The 22,384-nt window shown below is 62.7% G+C and carries 12 protein-coding genes; 11 read left to right on the forward strand and 1 reads right to left on the reverse strand.

The window, feature by feature from the left end:
- Positions 1–29: 29 nt before the first annotated feature.
- From DBR44_RS10800 to DBR44_RS19505, 11 genes are all read left to right on the forward strand, one after another.
- Positions 30–356 (forward strand): helix-turn-helix transcriptional regulator, encoded by a 327-nt coding sequence (locus DBR44_RS10800; protein ID WP_124644073.1) that lies wholly within the window; start codon positions 30–32, stop codon positions 354–356.
- 9 nt (positions 357–365) lie between these two features.
- Positions 366–803, forward strand: coding sequence for a YeeE/YedE family protein (locus DBR44_RS10805; RefSeq protein WP_233578484.1), 438 nt, complete (start codon positions 366–368; stop codon positions 801–803).
- Positions 804–805: 2 nt separating this feature from the next.
- The gene (locus DBR44_RS10810; RefSeq protein WP_124644074.1) at positions 806–1,225 is read left to right on the forward strand and encodes a DUF6691 family protein; all 420 of its coding nucleotides are present in this window, start codon (positions 806–808) and stop codon (positions 1,223–1,225) included.
- Entirely contained in the window at positions 1,213–2,922 is a 1,710-nt protein-coding gene (locus DBR44_RS10815) for a SulP family inorganic anion transporter (RefSeq protein WP_233578486.1), read from the forward strand. The genes DBR44_RS10810 and DBR44_RS10815 overlap by 13 nt, the downstream gene beginning before the upstream one ends.
- Before the next feature lie 135 nt (positions 2,923–3,057).
- The gene (locus DBR44_RS10820) at positions 3,058–4,509 is read left to right on the forward strand and encodes a M48 family metalloprotease (RefSeq protein WP_124644075.1); all 1,452 of its coding nucleotides are present in this window, start codon (positions 3,058–3,060) and stop codon (positions 4,507–4,509) included.
- 304 nt (positions 4,510–4,813) lie between these two features.
- Entirely contained in the window at positions 4,814–7,477 is a 2,664-nt protein-coding gene (aceE, locus tag DBR44_RS10825; protein WP_124644076.1) for a pyruvate dehydrogenase (acetyl-transferring), homodimeric type, read from the forward strand.
- 132 nt (positions 7,478–7,609) lie between these two features.
- Positions 7,610–9,262 carry a dihydrolipoyllysine-residue acetyltransferase gene (aceF, locus tag DBR44_RS10830; RefSeq protein WP_124644077.1) on the forward strand — a complete coding sequence of 551 codons (1,653 nt, stop codon included), beginning with the start codon at positions 7,610–7,612 and terminating at the stop codon, positions 9,260–9,262.
- A gap of 139 nt (positions 9,263–9,401) precedes the next feature.
- Positions 9,402–11,201 (forward strand): dihydrolipoyl dehydrogenase, encoded by a 1,800-nt coding sequence (gene lpdA, locus DBR44_RS10835; protein ID WP_124644078.1) that lies wholly within the window; start codon positions 9,402–9,404, stop codon positions 11,199–11,201.
- Between the two features lie 220 nt (positions 11,202–11,421).
- Positions 11,422–13,170 carry an autotransporter assembly complex family protein gene (locus DBR44_RS10840; protein WP_233578487.1) on the forward strand — a complete coding sequence of 583 codons (1,749 nt, stop codon included), beginning with the start codon at positions 11,422–11,424 and terminating at the stop codon, positions 13,168–13,170.
- Positions 13,170–16,997 carry a translocation/assembly module TamB domain-containing protein gene (locus DBR44_RS10845; protein ID WP_124644079.1) on the forward strand — a complete coding sequence of 1,276 codons (3,828 nt, stop codon included), beginning with the start codon at positions 13,170–13,172 and terminating at the stop codon, positions 16,995–16,997. The genes DBR44_RS10840 and DBR44_RS10845 overlap by 1 nt, the downstream gene beginning before the upstream one ends.
- Positions 16,998–17,100: 103 nt before the next feature.
- Entirely contained in the window at positions 17,101–19,221 is a 2,121-nt protein-coding gene (locus tag DBR44_RS19505; RefSeq protein ID WP_158613597.1) for an amidohydrolase, read from the forward strand.
- On the opposite strand, the gene DBR44_RS10855 is transcribed toward DBR44_RS19505, so the two are convergent.
- Positions 19,195–22,371, reverse strand: coding sequence for an EAL domain-containing protein (locus tag DBR44_RS10855; RefSeq protein ID WP_124644080.1), 3,177 nt, complete (start codon positions 22,369–22,371; stop codon positions 19,195–19,197). The genes DBR44_RS19505 and DBR44_RS10855 overlap by 27 nt on opposite strands.
- Positions 22,372–22,384 lie beyond the last annotated feature (13 nt).

Below are 22,384 nucleotides of genomic sequence, written 5' to 3' on the forward strand. Positions count from 1 at the left end.
CGGCCGGGCCGGTGGTCGGGATGGTGACAATGGATTTGAGCATATTGCGTGATAACGCCAGCCGGGCTGCCGCCTTGCTGAAAAGTCTGGCCAACGAAGACCGGCTGATGCTGCTATGCCAACTGGTGGACGGCGAGAAGACGGTTTCCGAATTGGAAAAACTCACCGGCATCCGCCAACCCACCCTGTCGCAGCAGCTGGGTGTGCTGCGCAACGAGGGGCTGGTGGCAACGCGGCGTGAAGGCAAATGGATTTATTACAGCATCGCCAGCGCCGAGGCCATGATCATGCTATCGGCGCTGCATGGCGTGTTTTGTGGTGATGGTGCGGGTGATGAATCTTCCGCGCCACATTGAGGAGAAAGCGTGCAGATAGCCTGGGATAGTTTTACCCCGTTCGCCTCGCTGGCTGGAGGCCTGTTGATTGGGCTGGCCGCCAGCTGGCTGGTGTTGATGAACGGCCGTATTGCCGGCATCAGCGGCATGCTGGCCGGCCTGGTGGACCGGGCTGGCGACTGGCCGCTGCGGCTGGCTTTCGTGCTGGGCCTGCTGGCCGCTCCTCTGGTCTGGCGCGGCTTGGTCGGGCCCTTGCCGGTGCCGCAGCTGAGCACACCCTTGCCGCTGCTATTGCTGGCCGGCGTGCTGGTGGGTATTGGCACACGGCTGGCTGCCGGTTGCACCAGTGGCCACGGTGTGTGCGGGCTGTCGCGCCTGTCGCCGCGCTCCTTGCTGGCGACGCTCAGCTTCATGGGCAGTGCCGGGTTAACCGTATTTGTGATGCGTCATCTGTTGGGGTGGAGCTGAGCATGGCCAAGTTACTGTCTGCACTGATTGCCGGCCTGTTGTTCGGGCTGGGTTTGCTGTTGTCCGGCATGAGCAACCCGGCCAAGGTACTGGGTTTTCTCGATGTGAGTGGCCGCTGGGACCCCAGCCTGGCGCTGGTGATGGCGGGTGCCATTGCGGTGGCGTTTTTTGCCTTTCGCCGGGCCGAAGGCCAAACCCACTCTGTGCTGGGTGAGCCGATGCAGTTGCCCGACAAAAGCCGGCTGACCCTGCGGTTGGTGCTGGGCAGCGTGCTATTCGGCATTGGCTGGGGGCTGGCCGGCATCTGCCCCGGTCCCGGCCTGGTCCTGGCCGGTATGGCGCTGCCGGATGGCTTGTGGTTTGTCGCCGCCATGCTGCTGGGCATGCTGTTGTTCCGCCCGCTGTCGCGATGCCTGTCCTGAGCCAGCTGCTGCCGGCTTGGCTCAGCGGCTATCGTCGTGCCTGGCTGGCGGGTGATATCACCGCTGGCGTAGTGGTAACCCTGCTGCTGGTGCCGCAGAGTCTGGCTTATGCCTTGCTCGCCGGTCTGCCGGTCGAGGCCGGCTTGTACGCCAGCGTGGCCCCCTTGCTGGTGTATGCCTTCAGTGGCAAAAGCTCGGCGCAGTCGGTTGGGCCGATGGCGCTGACCTCGCTACTGACTGCGGCCACCTTGTCGCGCTTTGCCGATGCCGGAGCGACCGACTATCTGGTGCTGGCGGTCTGGCTGGCGCTATTGTCCGGCCTGATGCTGCTGGCCATGGGGCTGGCCCGCCTGGGCTTTATTGCCGACTTGTTGTCCGAGCCGGTACTGTCGGCCTTCACCACGGCTTCGGCCTTGTTAATCATCTTGTCGCAGCTGGCTCCCTTGTCGGGCCTGCACAATCCAGGCAACTCCCTGCCGCAATGGCTGCTTGGCATGTGGCATCAGCCAGTCTGGGCGCAGCCGGCTGCCTTGCTGGTGGGCCTGCTCGCCTTGGGCTGGCTGCTGCTGGCCCGCCGTTGGGGGGCGAGTCTGCTGCAAGGGCTGGGCCTGTCGGCCGATACTGCGCGAGTGCTGGTCCGTACCGCTCCGGTACTGGCCATGCTGGCCGGCATTCTGCTGGTACCGGCAGCGCAGCATGTGCCGGTGGTCGGTCCGGTGCCGGCTGGTCTGCCACGGCTGGCTCTGCCCGCCATCGGCTTGGCACAGTTGGCTGATCTGGCCTTGCCGGCCTTCTTCATTGCCCTCATCAACTATGTGCAGAGCCTGTCGGTGGCGCAACTACTGGCCGCGCGCAGCCAGGACAGCGTCGACCCCGACCGCGAGCTGGTGGCGCTGGGTCTGTGCAATATCGCAGCCGGGCTGGTGGGCGGCTTCCCGGTGACGGGAGGGCTGACCCGTTCGGTGGTCAATGCCGATGCCGGTGCCCATTCGCAGCTGGCCTCCTTGCTGACAGCAGCCGGCATGCTGCTGGTGATGTGTCTGGCAACCTCCGCGCTGGAGAATCTGCCCTTGCCGGTGCTGGCCGCCACCATCATTGCTGCACTGCTGGCCATGCTGGATGTCGGCAGCCTGCGCCGTGCCTGGCTGGCCGAGCGTGCCGATGCCGTGGCCTGGCTGCTGACCTTTGCACTGGTGCTGTTACTGGGTGTGGACAGCGGCATCATGGCCGGGGTGCTGGTGTCGCTGGCTACGCTGCTGTGGCGCAGCAGCCGGCCGCATATTGCCGAGCTGGGGCGGCTACCCGGCACCCATCATTTTCGCAACCGCCAGCGCTATGCCGTGGAAACCCTGCCGGGCGTACTGCTGCTGCGGGTGGATGAGAGCCTATATTTCGGCAATGCCCGCCAAGTTGGCACGGTCTTGCTGCACAGGGCAGGGCAGACGCCCCACTTGCGACAGTTGGTGCTGGTGATGAGCGCGGTCAACCGGGTGGATACCACGGCCTTGTCGATGCTGGAGCATCTGGACCAGCGCTTGCAGCAGGCCGGGGTGGTGCTGCATCTGGCCGAAATCAAGGGTCCGGTGGCGGACATCCTGCAACGCAGCGGACTGGGGCAGCGCTTTGCCGGCCGGGTGCATCTGTCGGCACAGGCGGCCTGGCAAAGTCTGGCAGGCCTGCCGGATTATCACATCTAAACAATTCTCCTGGCATGATCCTGCCGCATGGCGCTAGTCCGCTGGGTGAGGGAGGGCTATGCTGTGGCTGTTTCCGGCGCTGGCCGCCTTATCGGCCGGCATGCAACCAAATCGAAGCTGCCCGCTCACACAAAGATGAAAAAAACCTTGCTGGCCAGCCTGCTGGCCATGACCCTGCTGCAACCGCTGGCTGTCTATGCCGATCTGCCTTCCCTGCCTGATCTGGGCGAGATATCCGATGCTTCCTTGTCGATGGCCGACGAAGCCCGCATTGGGCGCGATTTCATGCGTGCCATGCGCGATGCCGGCGATGTGGTGGAGGATGCCGAGGTCAACGACTACATCAATGTCCTGGGTCACCGGTTGTCGGCCACAGTACGCATGCCGGGTCTGCAACTCACCTATTTTGTCGTCAACGACAAGCAGATCAACGCCTTTGCCATGCCCGGCGGCTATGTCGGCATCAATAGCGGCCTGCTGGTCGGCACCCAAAGCGAGGGCGAGCTGGCTTCGGTGGTGGGGCATGAAACCGCCCACGTTACCCAGCGCCATATCGCGCGCATGAAGGCCGCCAGCGACGCCACCAGCCCCTTGCTGCTGCTGGGGACGGTGCTGGCTGCGGTACTCGCGTCGCGTGCCGGCGGTAGCCAGGCCTCCATTGGCACCCTGTCGGCCGGATTGGGCTTGCAGATATCCAACCAGCTGTCATTCTCGCGCGATTTCGAACGCGAAGCCGACCGTGTCGGCATGCAATACCTGGCCCAGGGCGGTTTCGACGTGCGTGCCATGCCGGCCTTCTTCCAGCGGCTGGATGCGGCCAACCGCTACAGCGACAACAACGCCTATGCCTTTCTGCGCACCCATCCGGTGACTTCGCAGCGCATCAGCGAGGCGCAGAATCGCGCACTGGAATATTCGGTGAAAATGAAGGCGGACAGCACCGCCTACCTGCTGGTGCGGGAAAAACTGCGTGTCATGAGCATGTCGCCGGACGAGGCGGTGCGCTATTACCAGACCATGCTGGAAAAAGGCCAGTATCTCAATGAGGGAGCCGCGTGGTACGGGATGTCGCGCGCGCAACTGGCCAGTCATCAGTTGCCAGCCGCACGCAGCGCACTGGCCAAGGCGGAAAGCCGCTTGCCGGCTGATCCCATGCTATTCGGGCAGGATGCGGCCATCGCCCGCGAGGGTGGAGACTGGAGTGCTGCCCTGGCCAGTCTGCGCCGTGGACAGGCGCAGTTCAAAGACAGCCAGCCCTTGCAATTGGCCGAGCTGGATGTCCTTATAGATAGCGGCAACCGCACGGCAGCACTGGCTTTGCTGCGCCAGCTGCAAAGCCGCTATCCGCGCTTGGCCGCGTTGTATCGCAGCGAGGCCAAGCTGTTTGCCGACAAGGATGCCCAGCGCTATCACGCGGCCCTGGGCAATGCCTTCTACTTCGAGCGGCGCTACGAGGCCGCTCTGGAGCAGTTCCAGTTTGCCGCGCAAGCCAAGGGCGATGACTTCTATCTGCGTTCTTCCATCGAAGCGCGCATGCGCGAAGTTGAAAAAATGCTGAAAGAAGAAAAGAAGGACTCGGGGAAGTAAACAGGAGTGGCGACTGCATGACGCCGTATCGCAAAAAAACAACATGATGCAGCGCAATATACTGATAAACGGAGCAAATATTGAGTGATAACCCTAATTGCCTATTCCGTTGTCGCCTCCTGAAACTATACACTCCGCAACACCAGAAGAGCTTTTCATAAATGAACATTTTTATTGCGAAAGTGATCGTTTATAATCTGTCTCCAACGAGTCCGGTTCGTTTTTTCGTTTTCGATCCGGTAACACAATAAAGTGGGCATGGACTTGATCCCTGCCCCGGTCACCCCCGATGTGAGGATGAGATATGGCTGCAACCTTCCCTGACGATATCGATCCCCTGGAAACCCAGGAGTGGACTGAAGCGCTGGAGTCGGTTCTGGATACCGAAGGTTCCGAGCGTGCGCATTTCCTGCTGGAAAACCTGGTTGAGCGTACCCGCCGCCGCGGCGCTTACCTGCCCTTCGACGCGACCACCGCGTACCAGAACACCATCCCGGTAGGTAAAGAACAGAAATCCCCCGGTAATCACGAGATGGAGCACCGCATCCGCTCCATCAACCGCTGGAATGCCGCCGCACTGGTACTGCGCGCTGGCAAGAAAAACCTGGAACTGGGCGGCCATATCGCCAGCTTCCAATCCTCCGCCACCCTGTACGACGTGGGCTTCAACCACTTCTGGCGCGCTCCCAACGACGAGCAGGACGGTGACCTGATCTACTTCCAGGGCCACATTGCCCCGGGCGTGTATTCCCGTGCCTTCCTGGAAGGCCGCCTGTCCGAAGCACAGCTGGACAGCTTCCGCCAGGAAGTGGACGGCGATGGCCTGTCTTCCTACCCGCACCCGTGGCTGATGGATGACTTCTGGCAGTTCCCCACCGTATCCATGGGTCTTGGCCCGCTGATGGCCATTTATCAGGCACGTTTCCTCAAGTATCTGGAAAGCCGTGGCCTGGCCCGCACGCCGGGTCGCAAGGTATGGTGCTTCTGCGGCGACGGTGAGATGGACGAACCGGAATCCCTGGGTGCCATCTCCATGGCTGCCCGCGAAGGCCTGGACAACCTGATCTTCGTCATCAACTGCAACCTGCAGCGTCTGGACGGCCCGGTACGCGGCAATGGCAAGATCATCCAGGAACTGGAAGGCGATTTCCGTGGTTCCGGCTGGAACGTGCTGAAAGTGATCTGGGGCAGCCGCTGGGATCCGCTGCTGGCCATGGACACCAAGGGCCTGCTGAAGAAGCGCATGAACGAATGCGTGGATGGCGACTACCAGACCTTCAAATCCAAGGACGGTGCCTACGTTCGCGAACACTTCTTCGGCAAGTACCCGGAGCTGCGCGAAATGGTGGCCAATATGTCCGATGACGAAATCTGGGCATTGAACCGTGGCGGTCACGATCCGCACAAGGTATACGCCGCCTACCACGAGGCCACCCACAACGCCAACGGTCGTCCGACCGTGATCCTGGCCAAGACCATCAAGGGCTATGGCATGGGTTCGTCTGGTGAAGCGCAGAACATTGCGCACCAGGCCAAGAAGATGGATATCGACAGCCTGCGCAAATTCCGCGACCGCTTTGGTATCCCGGTATCCGATGCCGACCTGCCGAACGTACCGTACTACAAGCCGGCCGAAGACAGCCCGGAAATGAAGTACATGCGCGAACGCCGCGCCGCGCTGGGTGGCTACCTGCCGGCCCGCAAGCCGGTGAAGGCTCCGCTGGCCATCCCGGGCCTGCACGTGTTCGACAGCCAGCTGGGTGATTCGGGCGAACGCGAGTTCTCCACCACCATGGCCTTCGTGCGCATGCTGGGCACCCTGCTGAAAGACAAGAACATCAGCAAGCAGATCGTACCGATCGTGCCGGATGAATCCCGCACCTTCGGCATGGAAGGTATGTTCCGCCAGTACGGCATCTGGTCCACCCAGGGTCAGAACTACGTACCGCAAGATGCCGACCAGCTGATGTTCTACAAGGAGTCCAAAGACGGCCAGATGCTGCAGGAAGGCATCAACGAGCCGGGCGCGATGTCCTCGTGGATTGCCGCAGCCACCAGCTACGCCAACCACGGCATCCCGATGATTCCGTTCTACATCTACTACTCGATGTTCGGTTTCCAGCGTATCGGTGACCTGGCCTGGGCAGCTGGCGACATGCGCGCCCGTGGCTTCATGCTGGGCGGCACTGCCGGCCGTACCACCCTGAACGGTGAAGGCCTGCAGCACGAAGACGGCCACAGCCACATCCAGGCTGGCCTGATCCCCAACTGCGTGTCCTATGACCCGACCTTCGCCTACGAGCTGGCAGTCATCCTGCAGGACGGTCTGCGCCGCATGTATGGCGAACAGGAAGACGTGTTCTATTACATCACCCTGATGAACGAGAACTACACCCACCCGGCCATGCCGCAAGGCGCCGAGCAGGGCATCATCAAGGGCATGTACCTGCTGAAGGACGGCGGCGACGCCAAGGTGAAGGTACAGCTGATGGGTTCCGGCACCATCCTGCGTGAAGTGATGGCCGCTGCCGACCTGCTGCGCAACGATTTCGGCATCGCCTCCGACATCTGGAGCGTGACTTCCTTCAACGAACTGCGTCGCGACGGCATGGAAGCTTCCCGCTTCAACCTGCTGCACCCGACCGAAGCGGCCCGCAAGTCCTTTGTCGAGCAACAGCTGGAAGGCCGCAGCGGTCCGGTGATTGCCGCTACCGACTACATCCGCAACTACGCTGACCAGATCCGCGAATACGTACCGGGTCGCTACGTGGTACTGGGCACCGACGGTTTCGGCCGCTCCGACAGCCGCGCCAAGCTGCGCGAGTTCTTCGAAGTGGATCGTCACTACGTCGCCGTGGCTGCCCTGTCCGCCCTGGCCCGTGAAGGCAAGATCGAAGCGGCCAAGGTGGCCGAAGCGATTGCCAAGTACGGCATCAAGGCTGACAAGCTGCCTTCCTGGAAGGCCTAAGGTCGTGAGTAGGGAGCGGGGACTGGTGGATGACACCTTCTTCGCTCATGCAGCCAACGAACAGAGGGAAGCGGATGGACCGTTGCGTGGCGGGCTGATTAGCCGTCGCCAGCGGCACACCCCCAAATAATCATGAGCAATCTGATCGAACTGAAAGTGCCCGACATCGGTGGGCACAGCAATGTAGACATTATCGAAGTGTTCATCACCGTGGGTCAGACCGTGGCGGTGGACGATTCGCTGATCACCCTGGAAACCGACAAGGCCACCATGGAAGTACCGGCCGAAGCCGCCGGCGTGGTCAAGGAAGTGAAAGCCGTGCTTGGCGGCAAGATTTCCGAAGGCGATGTGATTGCCATCATCGAAGTGGCAGCCACTGCAGCTGCGCCGGCACCGGCTGCCGCCGTTGCCGCTCCGGTAGCCCCAGCCGCTGCCCCGGTAGCCGTTGCTGCCGCAGCGGCCGCGACGCCTGCTGCACCGGCTGCCAGCGGCCGCATCGACATCGTGGTGCCGGATATCGGCGGCCACAACGGTGTGGACGTGATTGAAGTGTCGGTCAAGGTCGGCGATGTCATCAGTGTGGATGATTCGCTGATCACCCTGGAAACCGACAAGGCCACCATGGAAGTGCCGTCTACTGCTGCCGGCAAGGTGGTCGAAGTCAAAGTCGCTGTCGGCGGTAAAGTCAGCCAGGGTGACCTGATCGTGGTGGTGGAAGGCGCTGTTGCCGCCGCCGCTGCGCCGGTTGCTGCCGCTGTTGCTGCCCCCGCTCCCGTTGCTGCGCCGGCCCCGGTGGCTGCTGCGCCTGCTGTGGTAGCGCCGGCTGCGGCCAGCACCAGCCTGCCGGCCATCAACGAAGCCAGCTTCTCCAAAGCCCATGCCGGCCCGTCGGTACGCCGTCTGGCGCGTGAGCTGGGTGTGGATCTGGGCCGCGTCAAGGGCTCGGGCCGCAAGGGGCGCATCATTGATGCCGACGTGAAGGCCTTTGTGAAGGGCGTGCTGCAGAACCCGGTGGCTGCTGCGCCGGCTGCTGCTGCCGGTTCCGGCGTGGGTCTGGACCTGCTGCCGTGGCCGAAGGTGGATTTCGCCAAGTTCGGCCCGATCGAAACCAAGCCGCTGTCGCGCATCCAGAAGATTTCCGGTGCCAACCTCAGCCGCAACTGGGTGATGATCCCGCACGTGACGTTCAACGACGAGTGCGACATCACCGAGCTGGAAGACTTCCGCAAGAGCATTGGCAAGGAATGGGAAAAGTCCGGGCTGAAGATTTCGCCGCTGGCCTTCATCATCAAGGCCGCTGCTGAAGCGCTCAAGGCTTTCCCCAACTTCAACAGCTCGCTGGACGGCGACAATCTGGTACTCAAGCAGTACTACCACATTGGCTTTGCCGCAGACACGCCAAATGGCCTGGTCGTGCCGGTGATCAAGGACGCCGACAAGAAGGGCCTGAAGCAGATCGCCCAGGAACTGACCAATCTGTCCGCGCTGGCGCGTGACGGCAAGCTCAAGCCGACCGACATGCAGGGTGCCACCTTCACCATCTCCAGTCTGGGTGGCATTGGCGGCAGCAGCTTCACCCCCATCGTGAATGCGCCGGAAGTGGCCATCCTGGGTGTGTGCAAGTCGCAGATCAAGCCGATCTGGAATGGCAAGGAATTCACCCCGCGCCTGATGTGCCCGCTGTCGCTGTCCTTCGATCATCGCGTGATCGACGGTGCCGCCGCTGCACGCTTCACCGTGTATCTGGGCAAGCTGCTGTCCGACGTGCGTCGCCTGATCCTCTGAAATCGTGAGTAGGGTGTGGGGAGCTGCGTGTGCCGTCAGGCCGCGCTTCCCCATCGGGAAAACGAACTGATAAAGGAATGCGGGTGGTGGATGGCAGACGGGGCAAGCCCCGATGCGCCGTGCGCCACTCCCAAAAGCCATGAGCAATCTGATTGAACTGAAAGTCCCGGATATCGGCGGCCACAGCAATGTGGACGTGATCGAAGTCTTTGTGAAACCGGGCGATGTGGTGAGCAAGGACGACAGTCTCATCACCCTGGAAACCGACAAGGCCACCATGGAAGTACCGGCGGAAACCGCTGGCGTGGTGAAGGAAGTCAAAGTGGCCGTAGGCAGCAAGGTGAGCGAGGGCGATGTGATCGTCATCGTGGAAGCCGCTGCCGCAGCCAGCGCCGCCCCGGCTGAAGCCAAACCGCTGGAAACCACCGGTGTGGCATCCGCCCACACCCAGGCCGGTTTTGCCCCGCCGGCAGCGCCAATGGCCGCCAGCCATGGTGGTGGTGCCGATATCGAATGCGACGTGATGGTACTGGGCGGTGGCCCTGGTGGTTATTCCGCCGCCTTCCGTGCCGCCGACCTGGGCCAGAAAGTGGTCATCGTCGAGCGTTACTCCACCCTGGGTGGCGTGTGCCTGAACGTGGGTTGCATTCCGTCCAAGGCACTGCTGCACAATGCCGCGGTGATCGACGAAGTCAGCCATCTGGCGGCCAACGGCATCAAGTTCGGCAAGCCGGAAGTGGATATCGACCTGTTGCGCGGCTACAAGGAAAAGGTCATCAGCAAGCTGACCGGTGGCCTGGCTGGCATGGCCAAGGCCCGCAAGGTGCAGATCGTGCGCGGCAATGGCCGCTTCATCGATCCGCATCACCTGGAAGTGTCGGTGACTTCCGGCAATGGCCGCGAAGAGTCCGGTGAGAAAACCATCATCAAGTTCAGCAACGCCATCATCGCCGCGGGTTCGCGCGTAGTGAAGCTGCCCTTCATTCCGGACGATCCGCGTGTGGTGGACTCCACCGGCGCACTGGAACTGAAAGCCGTACCGGAAAAAATGCTGATCATCGGTGGCGGCATTATCGGTCTGGAAATGGGTACGGTGTATTCCACGCTGGGCGCGCGCCTGGACGTGGTGGAAATGCTGGACGGCCTGATGCAGGGGGCTGACCGCGATCTGGTCAAGGTATGGCAGAAGTGGAATGCCCATCGTTTCGACAACATCATGCTGAACACCAAAACCGTGGCGGTGGAGCCTAAGGAAGACGGCGTGTACGTCACCTTTGAAGGCGAACAGGCCCCGAAAGAAGCGCAGCGCTACGACCTGGTGCTGTATGCGACTGGCCGTGCGCCGAATGGCAAGCTGCTGGCAGCAGAAAATGCCGGCGTGGCCGTGACCGACCGTGGCTTTATCCCGGTGGACAAGCAGCAGCGCACCAACGTGCCGCACATCTACGCCATTGGCGACATCGTCGGTCAGCCGATGCTGGCGCACAAGGGCGTGCATGAAGGCCACGTGGCGGCGGAAAACTGCGCCGGGCACAAGGCCTTCTTCGATGCGCGCGTGATTCCGGGTGTGGCCTATACCGATCCGGAAGTGGCTTGGGTAGGCATGACCGAAGACGAAGCCAAGAAGCAGGGTATCAAGGTGGAGAAATCCGTCTTCCCGTGGGCGGCTTCCGGTCGCGCCATTGCCAACGGTCGTGATGAAGGTTTTACCAAGCTGATTTTCGACCCGGCGACCCACCAGGTGATCGGTGGCGGCATTGTCGGCCCGCACGCCGGCGACATGATTGGCGAAATCTGCCTGGCGATTGAAATGGGCTGCGATGCAGAAGACATTGCCAAGACCATTCACCCGCACCCGACCATGGGCGAATCCATCGGCATGGCTGCCGAAGTGTTCGAAGGCAGCTGCACCGACCTGCCGCCGCAGCGCAAGAAGTAAGTGACCGGCCCCGGCAGTCTTGCCGGGCTGGTGTACTGCAGTGACGGCCCGCTCCGGCGGGCTGTGTCGTATCTCTCTCAGTCTTGTGGCGGAACATTCCGCCTTTTTTTTATGCCGGTGCGCCAGGCAATGGTCTCCTGCCTGCGCGGCTGCTACCGACATTCCTCGCCAGACTGAACCAGTTTCGCTACCATCAGTCGGATTCCTGATGAATGTCGACATGCTGCCACGAACCCATCCCCTTGCCTTGTCATCCGCTTTCGCCCTCGCGCTGTGCGCTGCACCGGCATGGGCCAAGGTGGATTACACCGTCAGTGTGGAAGCACCGGCGGCGCTCGCCACTCTGCTAAATGAGCACCTGGAGTTGATCTCCGCCCGCAACGATGCGGATCTGGATGATTTCCAGCTGCAAGCCATCATCAAGGAAACCCCCTCCGCCGCGCAGGCACTGCTGGAAACCGAAGGTTATTTTTCTGCCCGCATCCACGTGGAAGAGCAGGGGGCACAGCACTATGTGCTGAAGGTGGAGGCCGGCGAGCCGGTCATCATCGACGATGTCACGCTGCAGCTGAATGGGCCGATTCGCCAGCAGGCCGATTATCAGCAAAGGCTGGCTACGGTGCTGGAAGCCTGGGCGCTGCCGATGGGCGCGCCTTACCGCCAGGACGACTGGAGCAGCAGCAAGCGTGCTATCTTGCGCTTGCTCACCATCGACCGTTTCCCGCTGGCCCGCATCGTCAAAAGCCAGGCCGATATCGACCCACAAACCCATCGTGGCCAGTTGCTGGTACAGGTGGACAGCGGGCCACAGATTAGCTTCGGCCCCACCCATATCAGCGGCAACCGGCGCTATCCGCTGAATGTGGCCACCGGACTGGCCGATTTCCGCCAGGGTGACCCCTATCAGCAGAAGAAGCTGCTGGATTATCAGTCGGCGCTGGAACAGTCTCCGCATTACTCCGGCGTGGTGGTCAGTGCCGACATGGCGCGTATCGAGCAGGATCAGGTGCCGGTGGAAGTCAGCCTGACCGAATTTCCCAAGCAGAAGCTGGAGCTGGGTCTGACTTACGACTCGGAAGACGGTCCGGGTACCCGTATCGGTTATGACTACTACAATCTGTTCGGCAAGGGCTGGACCGGTTCGGTATTGCTGGACTGGAAAAACAGCGACCGCAATCTCAGCTTTGGTCTGGGCTTCCCGCGCCAGGCCAATGGCTACTCGCACTCCATTACTTCCTCGTTCAAGCAAACCGATATCCAGGGCGTGAAAACCACCACGGTGGACGCCGGTGCCTGGCGCATCCGCTCGCATGACAAGATCAATGCCCGCTTCGGGGTGGAGTTCATCCAGGAAAAGGAAACCATCGGCAACACGCCCAGTAACAATACCCGGGCGCTGCTGGGGGCATTCGGCTGGACCCGGCGCGATGTGGACGACCCGCTGCGCCCGCGTTCCGGCACGCTGCTGGATGTTTCGCTGTCCAGCACGCTGGGTTCCTTGTTGTCGACCACCAGCTTTGTGCGCGGTTATGTGCGCGGCGTGAGTTACTGGAGCCCCTGGCCCAAATACGGCACCTTGCTGACCAGGCTGGAGCTGGGGCAGGTGTGGGCCAAGGACAGCGATGAAGTGCCGTCTTCCCAGCTATTCCGTGCCGGTGGTTCCAATAGCGTGCGTGGTTACGACTACCAGAGCCTGGGCCTGCCTGGCCCGGATGGTGCGGTGGTGGGCGGACGGGTGGTGGCGACGGCTACGCTGGAATATCAGATTCCGGTGGCCAAGGACTGGGCCGTTGCCCTGTTCCACGATGCCGGTAATGCTGCCCAAAGCTGGCAAAGCTTCAGACTTGAGCATGCCAATGGTGTCGGTCTGCGCTGGCTGAGCCCGGTAGCGCCCTTGTCGATGGATATCGCCAAGGCCGAGAAAGACGGCAAATTGCGCTGGAATATGAGCCTGGGGCTGGCATTCTGATGAGCGAAAACCTGCCTCCCGTCGCACCGGCCATGCCGGATACCCCGCCGCCGGCGACGCCACCGACCCGTCCTCGCCGGCGCTGGTGGCGCTATGTCTGCTTGCTGCTGGTGCTGGCCCTGTTCAGCGCCCTGGGCTGGCTGACTGGCAATGAGCAGGGTTTTGCCTGGTTGTGTCAGCAACTGCCGGCGCTGACCGGGCAGCAATTGAGCATCGCGCGCAGCGAGGGCACGCTGTGGTCGGGTTTTACCCTGCATGACATTCGCTGGCGCGCGCAGTACGAGGATGCCGACATCGACCGCCTGCAGCTGCAATGGCAGCCGTCTGCCTTATGGCAAGGCCAGGTGCAGGTGCAGGCACTCAGCATTGGCCATGTACGATTGACCACGCGCCCCAGCCCGCCCACGCCGGCCGCTGGAGCGCCAGCCTCGCTGTCGCTGCCGGTAGCCGTACAAGTGGACAAGCTGAGTCTGGCCAGCCTTACCGTATTGCCGGCCGATGTGCGCTTGTACGGCCTGCAGGCGGCTTATCGCTACGACCGCCAGCAGCACAGCTTGCAGCTGCACAGCCTGCAAACTCCCTGGGGCAGTACCAGTGCCGCGCTGCAACTGGGAGATAGCAGTCCCTTCGCCATCCGTGGCCAACTGCAGGCCCAGGGCGAACTGGAACAGATTGCACTACTGGCCGGATTGAAACTGGGCGGCAATCTGCTGCAGCTGCAAGTGGATGGCACCGCCAGCGGCAAGGGCATGCTGGCTGAAGCTCATGGCTTGCTGCACCCTTTTGCTTTCAATCCCTACAACCGTTTCAGCCGGCTGGATGTGCGCGTGGGCGGCATCAACCCGCAGGCCATCATGCCGGCCTGGCCCAAGGCCCGGCTGGGCTTTGCCGTGCATGCCGAACCGGACGGCGGCCCGCGCATCAAGGGCGGGCTATCCCTGCTCAACAGCCAGCCCGGCCCGCTGTCAGCCAGCCAGCTCCCCCTGTCGTTGCTGGTGGGGGAATTCCGTGCCGACGAAAAAGCACTGCATCTGGACAAGTTGATGGCCCAGCTGGGCGGTGGTCAGCTCAACCTCACCGGCAAGGTCGAACACAACTCGCTGGACATCGTGGCGCTGCTGGACAATATCGGCCTGCGTACCCTGCATGAGGCCGCGCCGGATGATGTCATCAAGGGCACGGCGCGGGTGGCCGGAGCGCTGAGCGGACCTGATATCAAGGCCAGCCTGTACGGCAAGACCCTGCAATTGCAGACAGCACTGGGCTTTCAGCAGGCGGCTGCTGGCAAGGTGCTGCTGCTGCGCCAGCTGGATCTGACTGCCGGTGCCGGCAAAGTGGCGTTGAGCGGCCAGTTGGGGCTGGAAGGGCGGCAGGAATACCTGCTGGAAGGCAAGTTGCTCAAGGCTGATCCCTCGCGCTTGCAAGCCGGTTTGCCGGCTGGCGAACTGAATGCTGCCATCAAGGCCAGCGGTCAGCTGGCCGCGCCGCTCAGTGGCAAAGTGGGCCTGCAGTTCGCACCCAGTCGGCTGTCGGGTGCCGCCTTGTCCGGCCAGTTCAGCGCCGATTGGCAGGGACAGCGTTTGCGCCAGCTGGCTGCCGACCTCAGGCTGGCCAGTAACCGGCTGCAGGCCACTGGTGCTTATGGCGCAGCTGGCGACAAGCTCAAGCTGTTGATTGATGCGCCCAATCTGTCGTTGCTGGGGCGGGATTTCTCCGGTGTGATCAAGGGCCAGGCCGAACTGGCCGGCACCCCCAAGGCACCGCTGCTCAGCGCCAGCCTGCGCGCCGAACGCTTGCGCCTGCCGGGCAATCTGGCGGTGCAGAGCCTGAGTCTGGACGGCGACATCAAGGCTGACCCCAGCAGTCCTTTCCGGCTGCAACTGGTAGCCGACAAGCTGCAGGCCGGCAGCTTCAGTGCCGAGCAGCTGCGGGCACAGGGCAGTGGTACCCGCACCCGCCACCGGCTGCAACTGGATGGACGACTGCGGCTGGACGGCCGCCCCTATGGCTTGCAGCTGGCCGCCAGTGGTGGTCTGCCGGTCAATAGCGGTCAGTGGCAAGGCGTGCTGGAAGGCTTGGAACTGACGGGCAAGCCCGGACTGAGCCTGCTGTCACCGCTGGCGCTGGAAGCCGGTGCGGCGCGCATCAAACTGGGCAGTGCCCGGCTGGCGCTGTTGGGCGGCAGCCTGAGCCTGAGCGAGCTGACCCGTACCAGCGACGGAGCCCTGAGCACGCAAGGCCATGCCGAGGGCTTGCGGCTGACCGACTTGGCCCCGCTGCTTCATTTGCCGGTCGAGCAGAATCTGGTGCTGGATAGCGGCTGGGACTTGAAGCTGAACGGTAATCGACCACAAGGTCAGCTCTGGCTGAAACGCGTGGCCGGCGACATCAGCCTGCCGGCCGAGGCCGGACGTCCTGCCGCACTCGGACTGAAATCTGCCCAGCTCAGGCTGCGCTTTGACGGTGGCAGCCTGTTGTTCGACACCGACATCGACAGCCGCTATGCCCAGCTGACCGGCAAGGGCAGCCTGCCATGGAATGGTGGGGTCATCGACAGCCGCACCCCGCTGTCGGCCACCGCCTCGGTATCGCTGCCTTCATTGGCCAACCTGGCGCAGCTGTCTTCGCCCTCGCTCGAACTGGCCGGCCAGCTGTCGGCCAATCTGTCGCTGACCGGGCCGCTGGGACAGTTGCAGGCCCAGGGCTCCATCCAGGGCAGCAAGCTGCTGCTGGCCGACCATAAAACCGGTATCCGGCTGGGCGATGGCGTGTTGCAGGCCAGAATGAGTGGCCGCAGCCTGATCCTGGACAAGCTGCGCTTTGCCGGTGGCCAGGGTGAAGTGAGCGCCAGCGGCAGCCTGGACCTGAAAGAAGCCGGACCGGATGCCACGGTGAGGGTCACGCTCAACAAGTTCAGCGTGTTCGATAAGCCCAGCCGCAAACTGGTGGTATCCGGCAGCACCGAACTGAGCATGGTGGATAAGAAAATTTCGCTGACCGGTCGTATTCGTGCCGATCAGGGCCGTATCGACCTGCCCAAGACCGGTGCGCCCAGCCTGAGCGACGATGTGGTGATCAAAGGGCGCGAGAATGCCGAGCCGTCGGCCTTTGCCAGCCTGCCGCTGACCGTGGCGCTGGATCTCGATCTGGGCGAGCGTTTCCGTCTGGTTGGTCAGGGGCTGGACGTGGAGCTGACCGGCGTGGTCAAGGTCACGGCCAATCCGGGCATGCCGCCGGGCGCGCGCGGACAGGTGAGGGTGGTGAAGGGGCGTTACAAGGCTTATGGCCAGGATCTGGATATTGAGCAGGGCATCATCAGCTTTGTCGGCCCGCTGGATAATCCGGTGCTGAATGTCGTGGCCAAGCGCCATCTGTCCCCGGTGGGGGCTGGTGTGGAGGTGACCGGCAGCGTGGCCGCGCCGCGCATCCGGCTGGTGGCCGATGAGTCGATGTCGGAAAAGGACAAGCTGTCCTGGCTGGTGTTGGGTCATGCTGCCAGTGGCGATCGCGACGATGCTGCGCTGGCTGCCTCCGCCGGCATGATGCTGGCCGGTTCCATCAATGATCAGGTTGGCCTGTTCGACGAGCTGGGGTTGGCCAGCCGCAAGGAAAGAACCCTGGCCAATGGTACGGTAAGCCCGGCCGAGCAGGTGGTGACGGTGGGGCGTCAGCTCACCCGTGAACTGTACCTGGGCTACGAATATGGCGTGACCAGCGCCGATCAGGCAGTCAAGCTGGCCTACCAGCTGAGCAAGGGCTGGTCCATGGTATTGCGTGCCGGCACCAATACCTCGGTGGAGTCTCGCTACACCCTGCGCTTCGATTAGCGCCAACGCCTGGCGGGCCGCCCTGCACTTTGTCCCGGTATCGCCCGCCAGGGTTTTTCTCCCAGTCTTTGCAGTCCTGTACCTGATTGCGGAGACTGTTCCCATGCACAGCGCCATTCTGCCCGGCATCCTGCGTATCAACGATGAAATGGTGGCCCTGCGCCGCCAGTTGCATGCTCATCCCGAACTGGGTTTCGAGGAGTTCAATACCCGGCGGCTGGTGATGGAAAAGCTGCAGGGCTGGGGCTACCAGCTCACCGAAGGTATCGGCGGCACCGGGGTGGTGGCGAGTCTGCATTGCGGTCGCGGGCCAACCATTGGCCTGCGTGCCGACATGGATGCCCTGCCCATTCAGGAGGAAACCGGCCTGCCCTGGGCCAGTCGCATCGACGGCAAGATGCATGCCTGCGGTCATGATGGCCACACCGCCATCCTGCTGGCCGCCTGCGAGCTGGCACGCAGCCGGCGTTTTGCCGGCACCCTGCACCTGATTTTCCAGCCGGCAGAGGAGGGGCATGGCGGCTCCGGTGCCCAGCGCATGCTGGATGACGGGCTGTTTCAGCGCTTTCCCTGTGATGCCATCTTCGCCTTGCACAATATGCCGGGCATCCCGCTGGGCAAGCTGGGTTTTCGTGCCGGCCCCTTCATGGCCTCCACCGACACCATCACCATTCTGATCCATGGCACTGGTGGTCATGGCGCCATGCCACAACGCGCAGTCGACCCGGTGGTGGTGGCGGCGTCGCTGGTGCTGGCATTGCAGACCATTGTTTCGCGCAATGTGCCACCGCTGGAAACGGCGGTGCTTACCGTGGGGGCCATTCTGGCCGGCGATGCCGCCAATGTGATTCCGGCCAGTGCCGAATTGCGCCTCACTGTACGCGCGCTGAATCCGGCTGTGCGTGATTTGCTGCACCAGCGCATCCGCCAACTGGCCGAGCAACATGCCGCCGGTTTCGGCGCACAGGCGGAGGTGCTGTTTCAGCATGGCTATCCGGTCTTGGTCAACGATGACGTGATTACCCAGCAGGCCATGTTGCTGGCGAGCGAGTGGCTGGGTGCCAACAACGTCATCGCCGATCTGGAACCATTGACCGGCAGTGAGGACTTTGCTTACTGGCTGGAGCAGGTATCCGGCCCGGTGGTGCCGATCTGTCTGCTGATGCTGTACCACGAGGTGAAAGATCCCCGGCGCTATGGCCTGCTGATGGGGGTGATCACGGCAGTCAATGGCGGCATTGCCGGCATCGATGCCATTGCCGGTGGGGTGCTGGCGACCCACTTCGGCTTCCGGGCGGTATTCTGGTGTATTGCCATGGTGGCTGCTCTGGCCTGTGTGCTGGTAGCCAGGTGCGCGCCGGAGTCGCGCCCGTCGGCTGGTGCCGTCATGGACTGGCCCGGAGTGGGGTGGCTGGTGCTGACGCTGGCCAGCCTGCTGTGGGCGCTGAATCTGGCGGCGGCTCCCGGGCCTACGCACTGGAGCGGCATCGGCGGCATGGTCTTGCTGGCGCTATTGGCATTTGTCTTATTCCTGCGTCGGGAGCAACGTAGCCCACAGCCGCTGGTGGCTCTGGACATTCTGTGCCGGCGCAGCACCTGGGCACTGTTGCTGACAACGATACTGACCATGAGTGGCGTGTTCGCCATCATCAATGGCCTGGTGATGTCCCATGCCCAGCAAGCGGGCAGTGGCTTTGGCCTGGCTGCCGATCAAGCCTCGTGGTTGTTGCTGACGCCCTATGCGCTGGTGGGCTGGCTGGTGGGGCCGTGGGCCGGGCGGCTGGCACCGCAATGGGGATATGGCCGGGTATTGCGATGGGGATTGCTGGGCAGCATGCTGGCCATCGTGCTGATGCTGGTTTGGGGCTTGTACAGCCTGTGGTGGATGGTGGCTGCCTGCGTGCTGGCCGGCGTGGCCTATGCCGGTACCGCCAATATCATGCTGAATGGCCTGGGTGTGGTGCTGTCGCCACCACAGTATCCGGGGCTGTTGCCCGGCCTGAATGCCGGTGCCTTCAATCTGGGGGCCGGGCTCAGCTTCGCCGTGCTGCCAGCGCTGCCGGCCTGGCTGCCGGGCGTTCCCGCCGCAGCCAGTGGCATGCTGCTTGGTTTGTGCATCGTGGGCCTGGCCTGGCTGACTTCATTGCTGATACCGCGCCCGCAAGCGGCCGAGCTGGCCACGGCTGCTGGGCGGGTGTCAGCTGACGCTGACCAGCTCGCCTAGTTGGCGGGCAATGGCGGTGGCGTCCTGTGGCTTGCCCAGCAGATAACCCTGGATGCCGCCGCAACCCAGCTGGCGCAGAAAGTCGCACTGTTCCACGGTTTCCACGCCTTCGGCCAGCGTGCTCATGCCAAGGGCGCGTGCCAGGTGAATGATGGCGGACACGATGGCGGCGTCTTCGCTGTCACCGGGCAGGTCGCAGACAAAGGAGCGGTCGATCTTGATGGTGTCCGGGGCAAAGCGCTTGAGGTAGGCCAGGCTGGAGTAGCCGGTGCCAAAGTCATCGACCGATAGCCGCACCCCCATGGCCTTGAGGATGGCCAGCTGGCGCGAGGCCAGGTCGGCGTCTTCCATCAGTGTGCTTTCGGTGACCTCGATTTCCAGGCAATGGCCGGGCAGGCCGCTCTCTTGCAGGGCATCCCGCACTTCGTCGATGAAGTCCAGCCGTGCCAGCTGGCGGGCCGACACATTGACAGCGATCTTGGGTAGTTGCAGGCCCTGTGCCCGCCAGCGTGCCATCTGCAGGCAGGCCTCGCGCATGACCCAGCGCCCCAGCGGCACAATCAGGCCGCTGTCTTCCGCGATGGGGATAAAGCGATTAGGCATGATCAGTCCCTCTTCCGGGTCCTGCCAGCGCAGCAATACCTCGCAGCCGATCAATGTCTGACTGTTGATGTCGTGTTGCGGCTGGAATAACAAGAACAGCTCATCCTGCTCCAGCGCCCGGCGCAGCCGGTTTTCCAGTTGCAGCCGGTCCGCCACCTGAGTATTCATCTCGCGAGTATAGAAGCGGAAGGTGTTCCGGCCATGTGCCTTGGCATGGTACATGGCCAGGTCGGCATTCATCAGCAGGGTCTGAATATCATTGCCATCACCTGGCAACAGGCTGATGCCGATGCTGCATCCCACCACCAGCACATTGCCATCGATATCAAACGGTGCCTGCATGGCGCGCAGGATGCGCTCGGCGACCTGGGCTGCCTCGTCTGGCTGGGCGATGGCCGGCAGGATGAGCACAAACTCGTCGCCGCCGGTACGACCCACGGTATCCAGCTCGCGCACCGCGCCGCACAGCCGGCTGGCTACCTGCTTGAGCAGTTCGTCGCCACTGTTGTGGCCCAGGGTGTCGTTGATGTTCTTGAAATGATCCAGATCGACAAACAGCACGGCCAGCTGGCCGCCGTGGCGCTCGGCCAGGCGGATGGCTTGCTGCAGGCGGTCGTTGACCAGGATGCGGTTGGGCAGGTCGGTCAGGGCATCATATTCCGCCAGATGCTGGATGCGTGCCTCGTGTTCCTTGCGTTCGGAAATATCGGTAAACAGTGCCACGTGGTGGGTGATCTGGCCCTGTTCATCGGTCAGCACACTGATGTTCAGCCACTCGGGGAAGGCTTCGCCGTTTTTGCGCCGGTTCCAGATTTCTCCTGACCACTGGCCGCGCTTGTCCAGGCTGTCCCACATGCGGGTGTAGAAATCGGCATCGTGCTGGCCAGAAGCCAGTAGCGCCGGGGTCAGCCCCAGCACCTCCTGTTCGCCAAAGCCGGTAATCAGGCTGAAGGCACGGTTGACTGCCAGGATGCGGTTGTCGGCATCGGTGATCAGGATGGCTTCATTGCTGGATTCGAATACCTTGGCTGCCAGCCGCTGCTGCCGGTCGGCATGGTGGCGCGGGGTGATATCGCGGGCGGTGGCACACAGATAACTGTCACCGTGGTAGTCGATGCCGGTTAGCGTGACTTCCAGATGCAGATGTCCCTGGCAGCATTGCAGCCGGGTTTCGAAGGTATGCGGCAGGCTGACGTCGGTCGGGGCAAACAGCTGTCGCTCCAGTTGCTGCAGTCCTTCCGCTTCGGCTCCCAGGCAATCCAGTGCGGCGCGGTTGGCATAGACCAGCCTGCCGTCGGCAGCGCGCAGCGCGACCAGATCGGTAGCGTGGTCGATCATGAAATGACTGAGCTTCAGCTCGCGGGTGCTGGCTTCCAGCTCGGCATGGCTTTGGCGCAAGTCCTGCTGGTAGCGGGCCACCAGCGCATTCATCCAGCGCACGAAGAACCAGGAAAACAGCGCCGCACTGGCCATGGCCAGCAGCGTCATCAGCAGGGTGGTATCGATACGGCGCAGCAATTGCTGGTCCAGCTGCTGGCGGGCCTGTACGCTGCCGTCGCGAATGGACTGGATATGCATGGCCGTCACCAGCGTCCACTCCCAGCCCGGCAAGTGGCGGACATAGGCCAGATGGGCGACCGGATTGGCATTGCCGGCTTCGCGCACGGCGTACTCCATGAAACCGCCGCGATTGCCCAGTTGCAGCACTTCCAGCACCCGCTTGCGCAGTTCGGGTTGCAGCGCCAGATAATGCTTGCCCTGCAAGGCCGGTTCAGCGGGGTAAAACAGTAATACCCCCTGATTGTCCACCACCATGAAATCGTCACCATCACGGCCCATGTGCATGCGCGAGAGCAGGGTGATGGCCCGTTGCTGCAGGCTGGCTTCGACATTGGCAATGTATTCGCCGCTGCCGATGACCCAGCGATAGGGTTTGAACTGGCGCGAATAGGCTACTTTGTCCGACATGCTGTGGCTGCCTGGCAAATACCAGCGATAGGCGGTAAAGCCTTGCTGCTCCGGGTTGCTGACCGATTCGATCAGCGATTGCATGATGTAGCGGCCATGGTCATCGCGATTATCCAGCAAGGAGCTGCCTTCGCGCTCCGGCGCGGTGGGCAGCAAGACGCAGCGCCCGTCCATGGTGTCGATGAAGAAATAACCGCGACCTTCGAAAAAGCGCAGCGGGCGCAGCGCCTCGACAATCAGTGCCTTGATGCGCGCTTCAGGCAAGCGCTGGTGTTCGCGCTGCCAGATGCCATCGGCCACATGGTAGGCCTGGTCGACTTGTTCCTTCAGTTGTTGCTTGAGCAGGTCGGTGGAGTGGTCGCGCAGGGCCAGCAGGGTCAGCGCGGTGTGATCGCCAGAGGATTGCAGGTAGTCGCGCGCATGCTGGTAGGCATCGCCTTCGATCTGTTGCTGACGCGAATGGAAATCTGTCCAGCTGGTCAGCAGGAAATAGCCTGCCAGCGTCAATGCCAGCAAGAAAATGATGACCAGCGTGCCAAGCAGCTGCAAGCGCGACAGCCTGGCCTGATTCAGCTCCATTCTTAAACGAACC

The sequence above is a fragment of the Aquitalea sp. FJL05 genome, from assembly GCF_003852595.1.
Lineage (GTDB): Bacteria > Pseudomonadota > Gammaproteobacteria > Burkholderiales > Chromobacteriaceae > Aquitalea > Aquitalea aquatilis.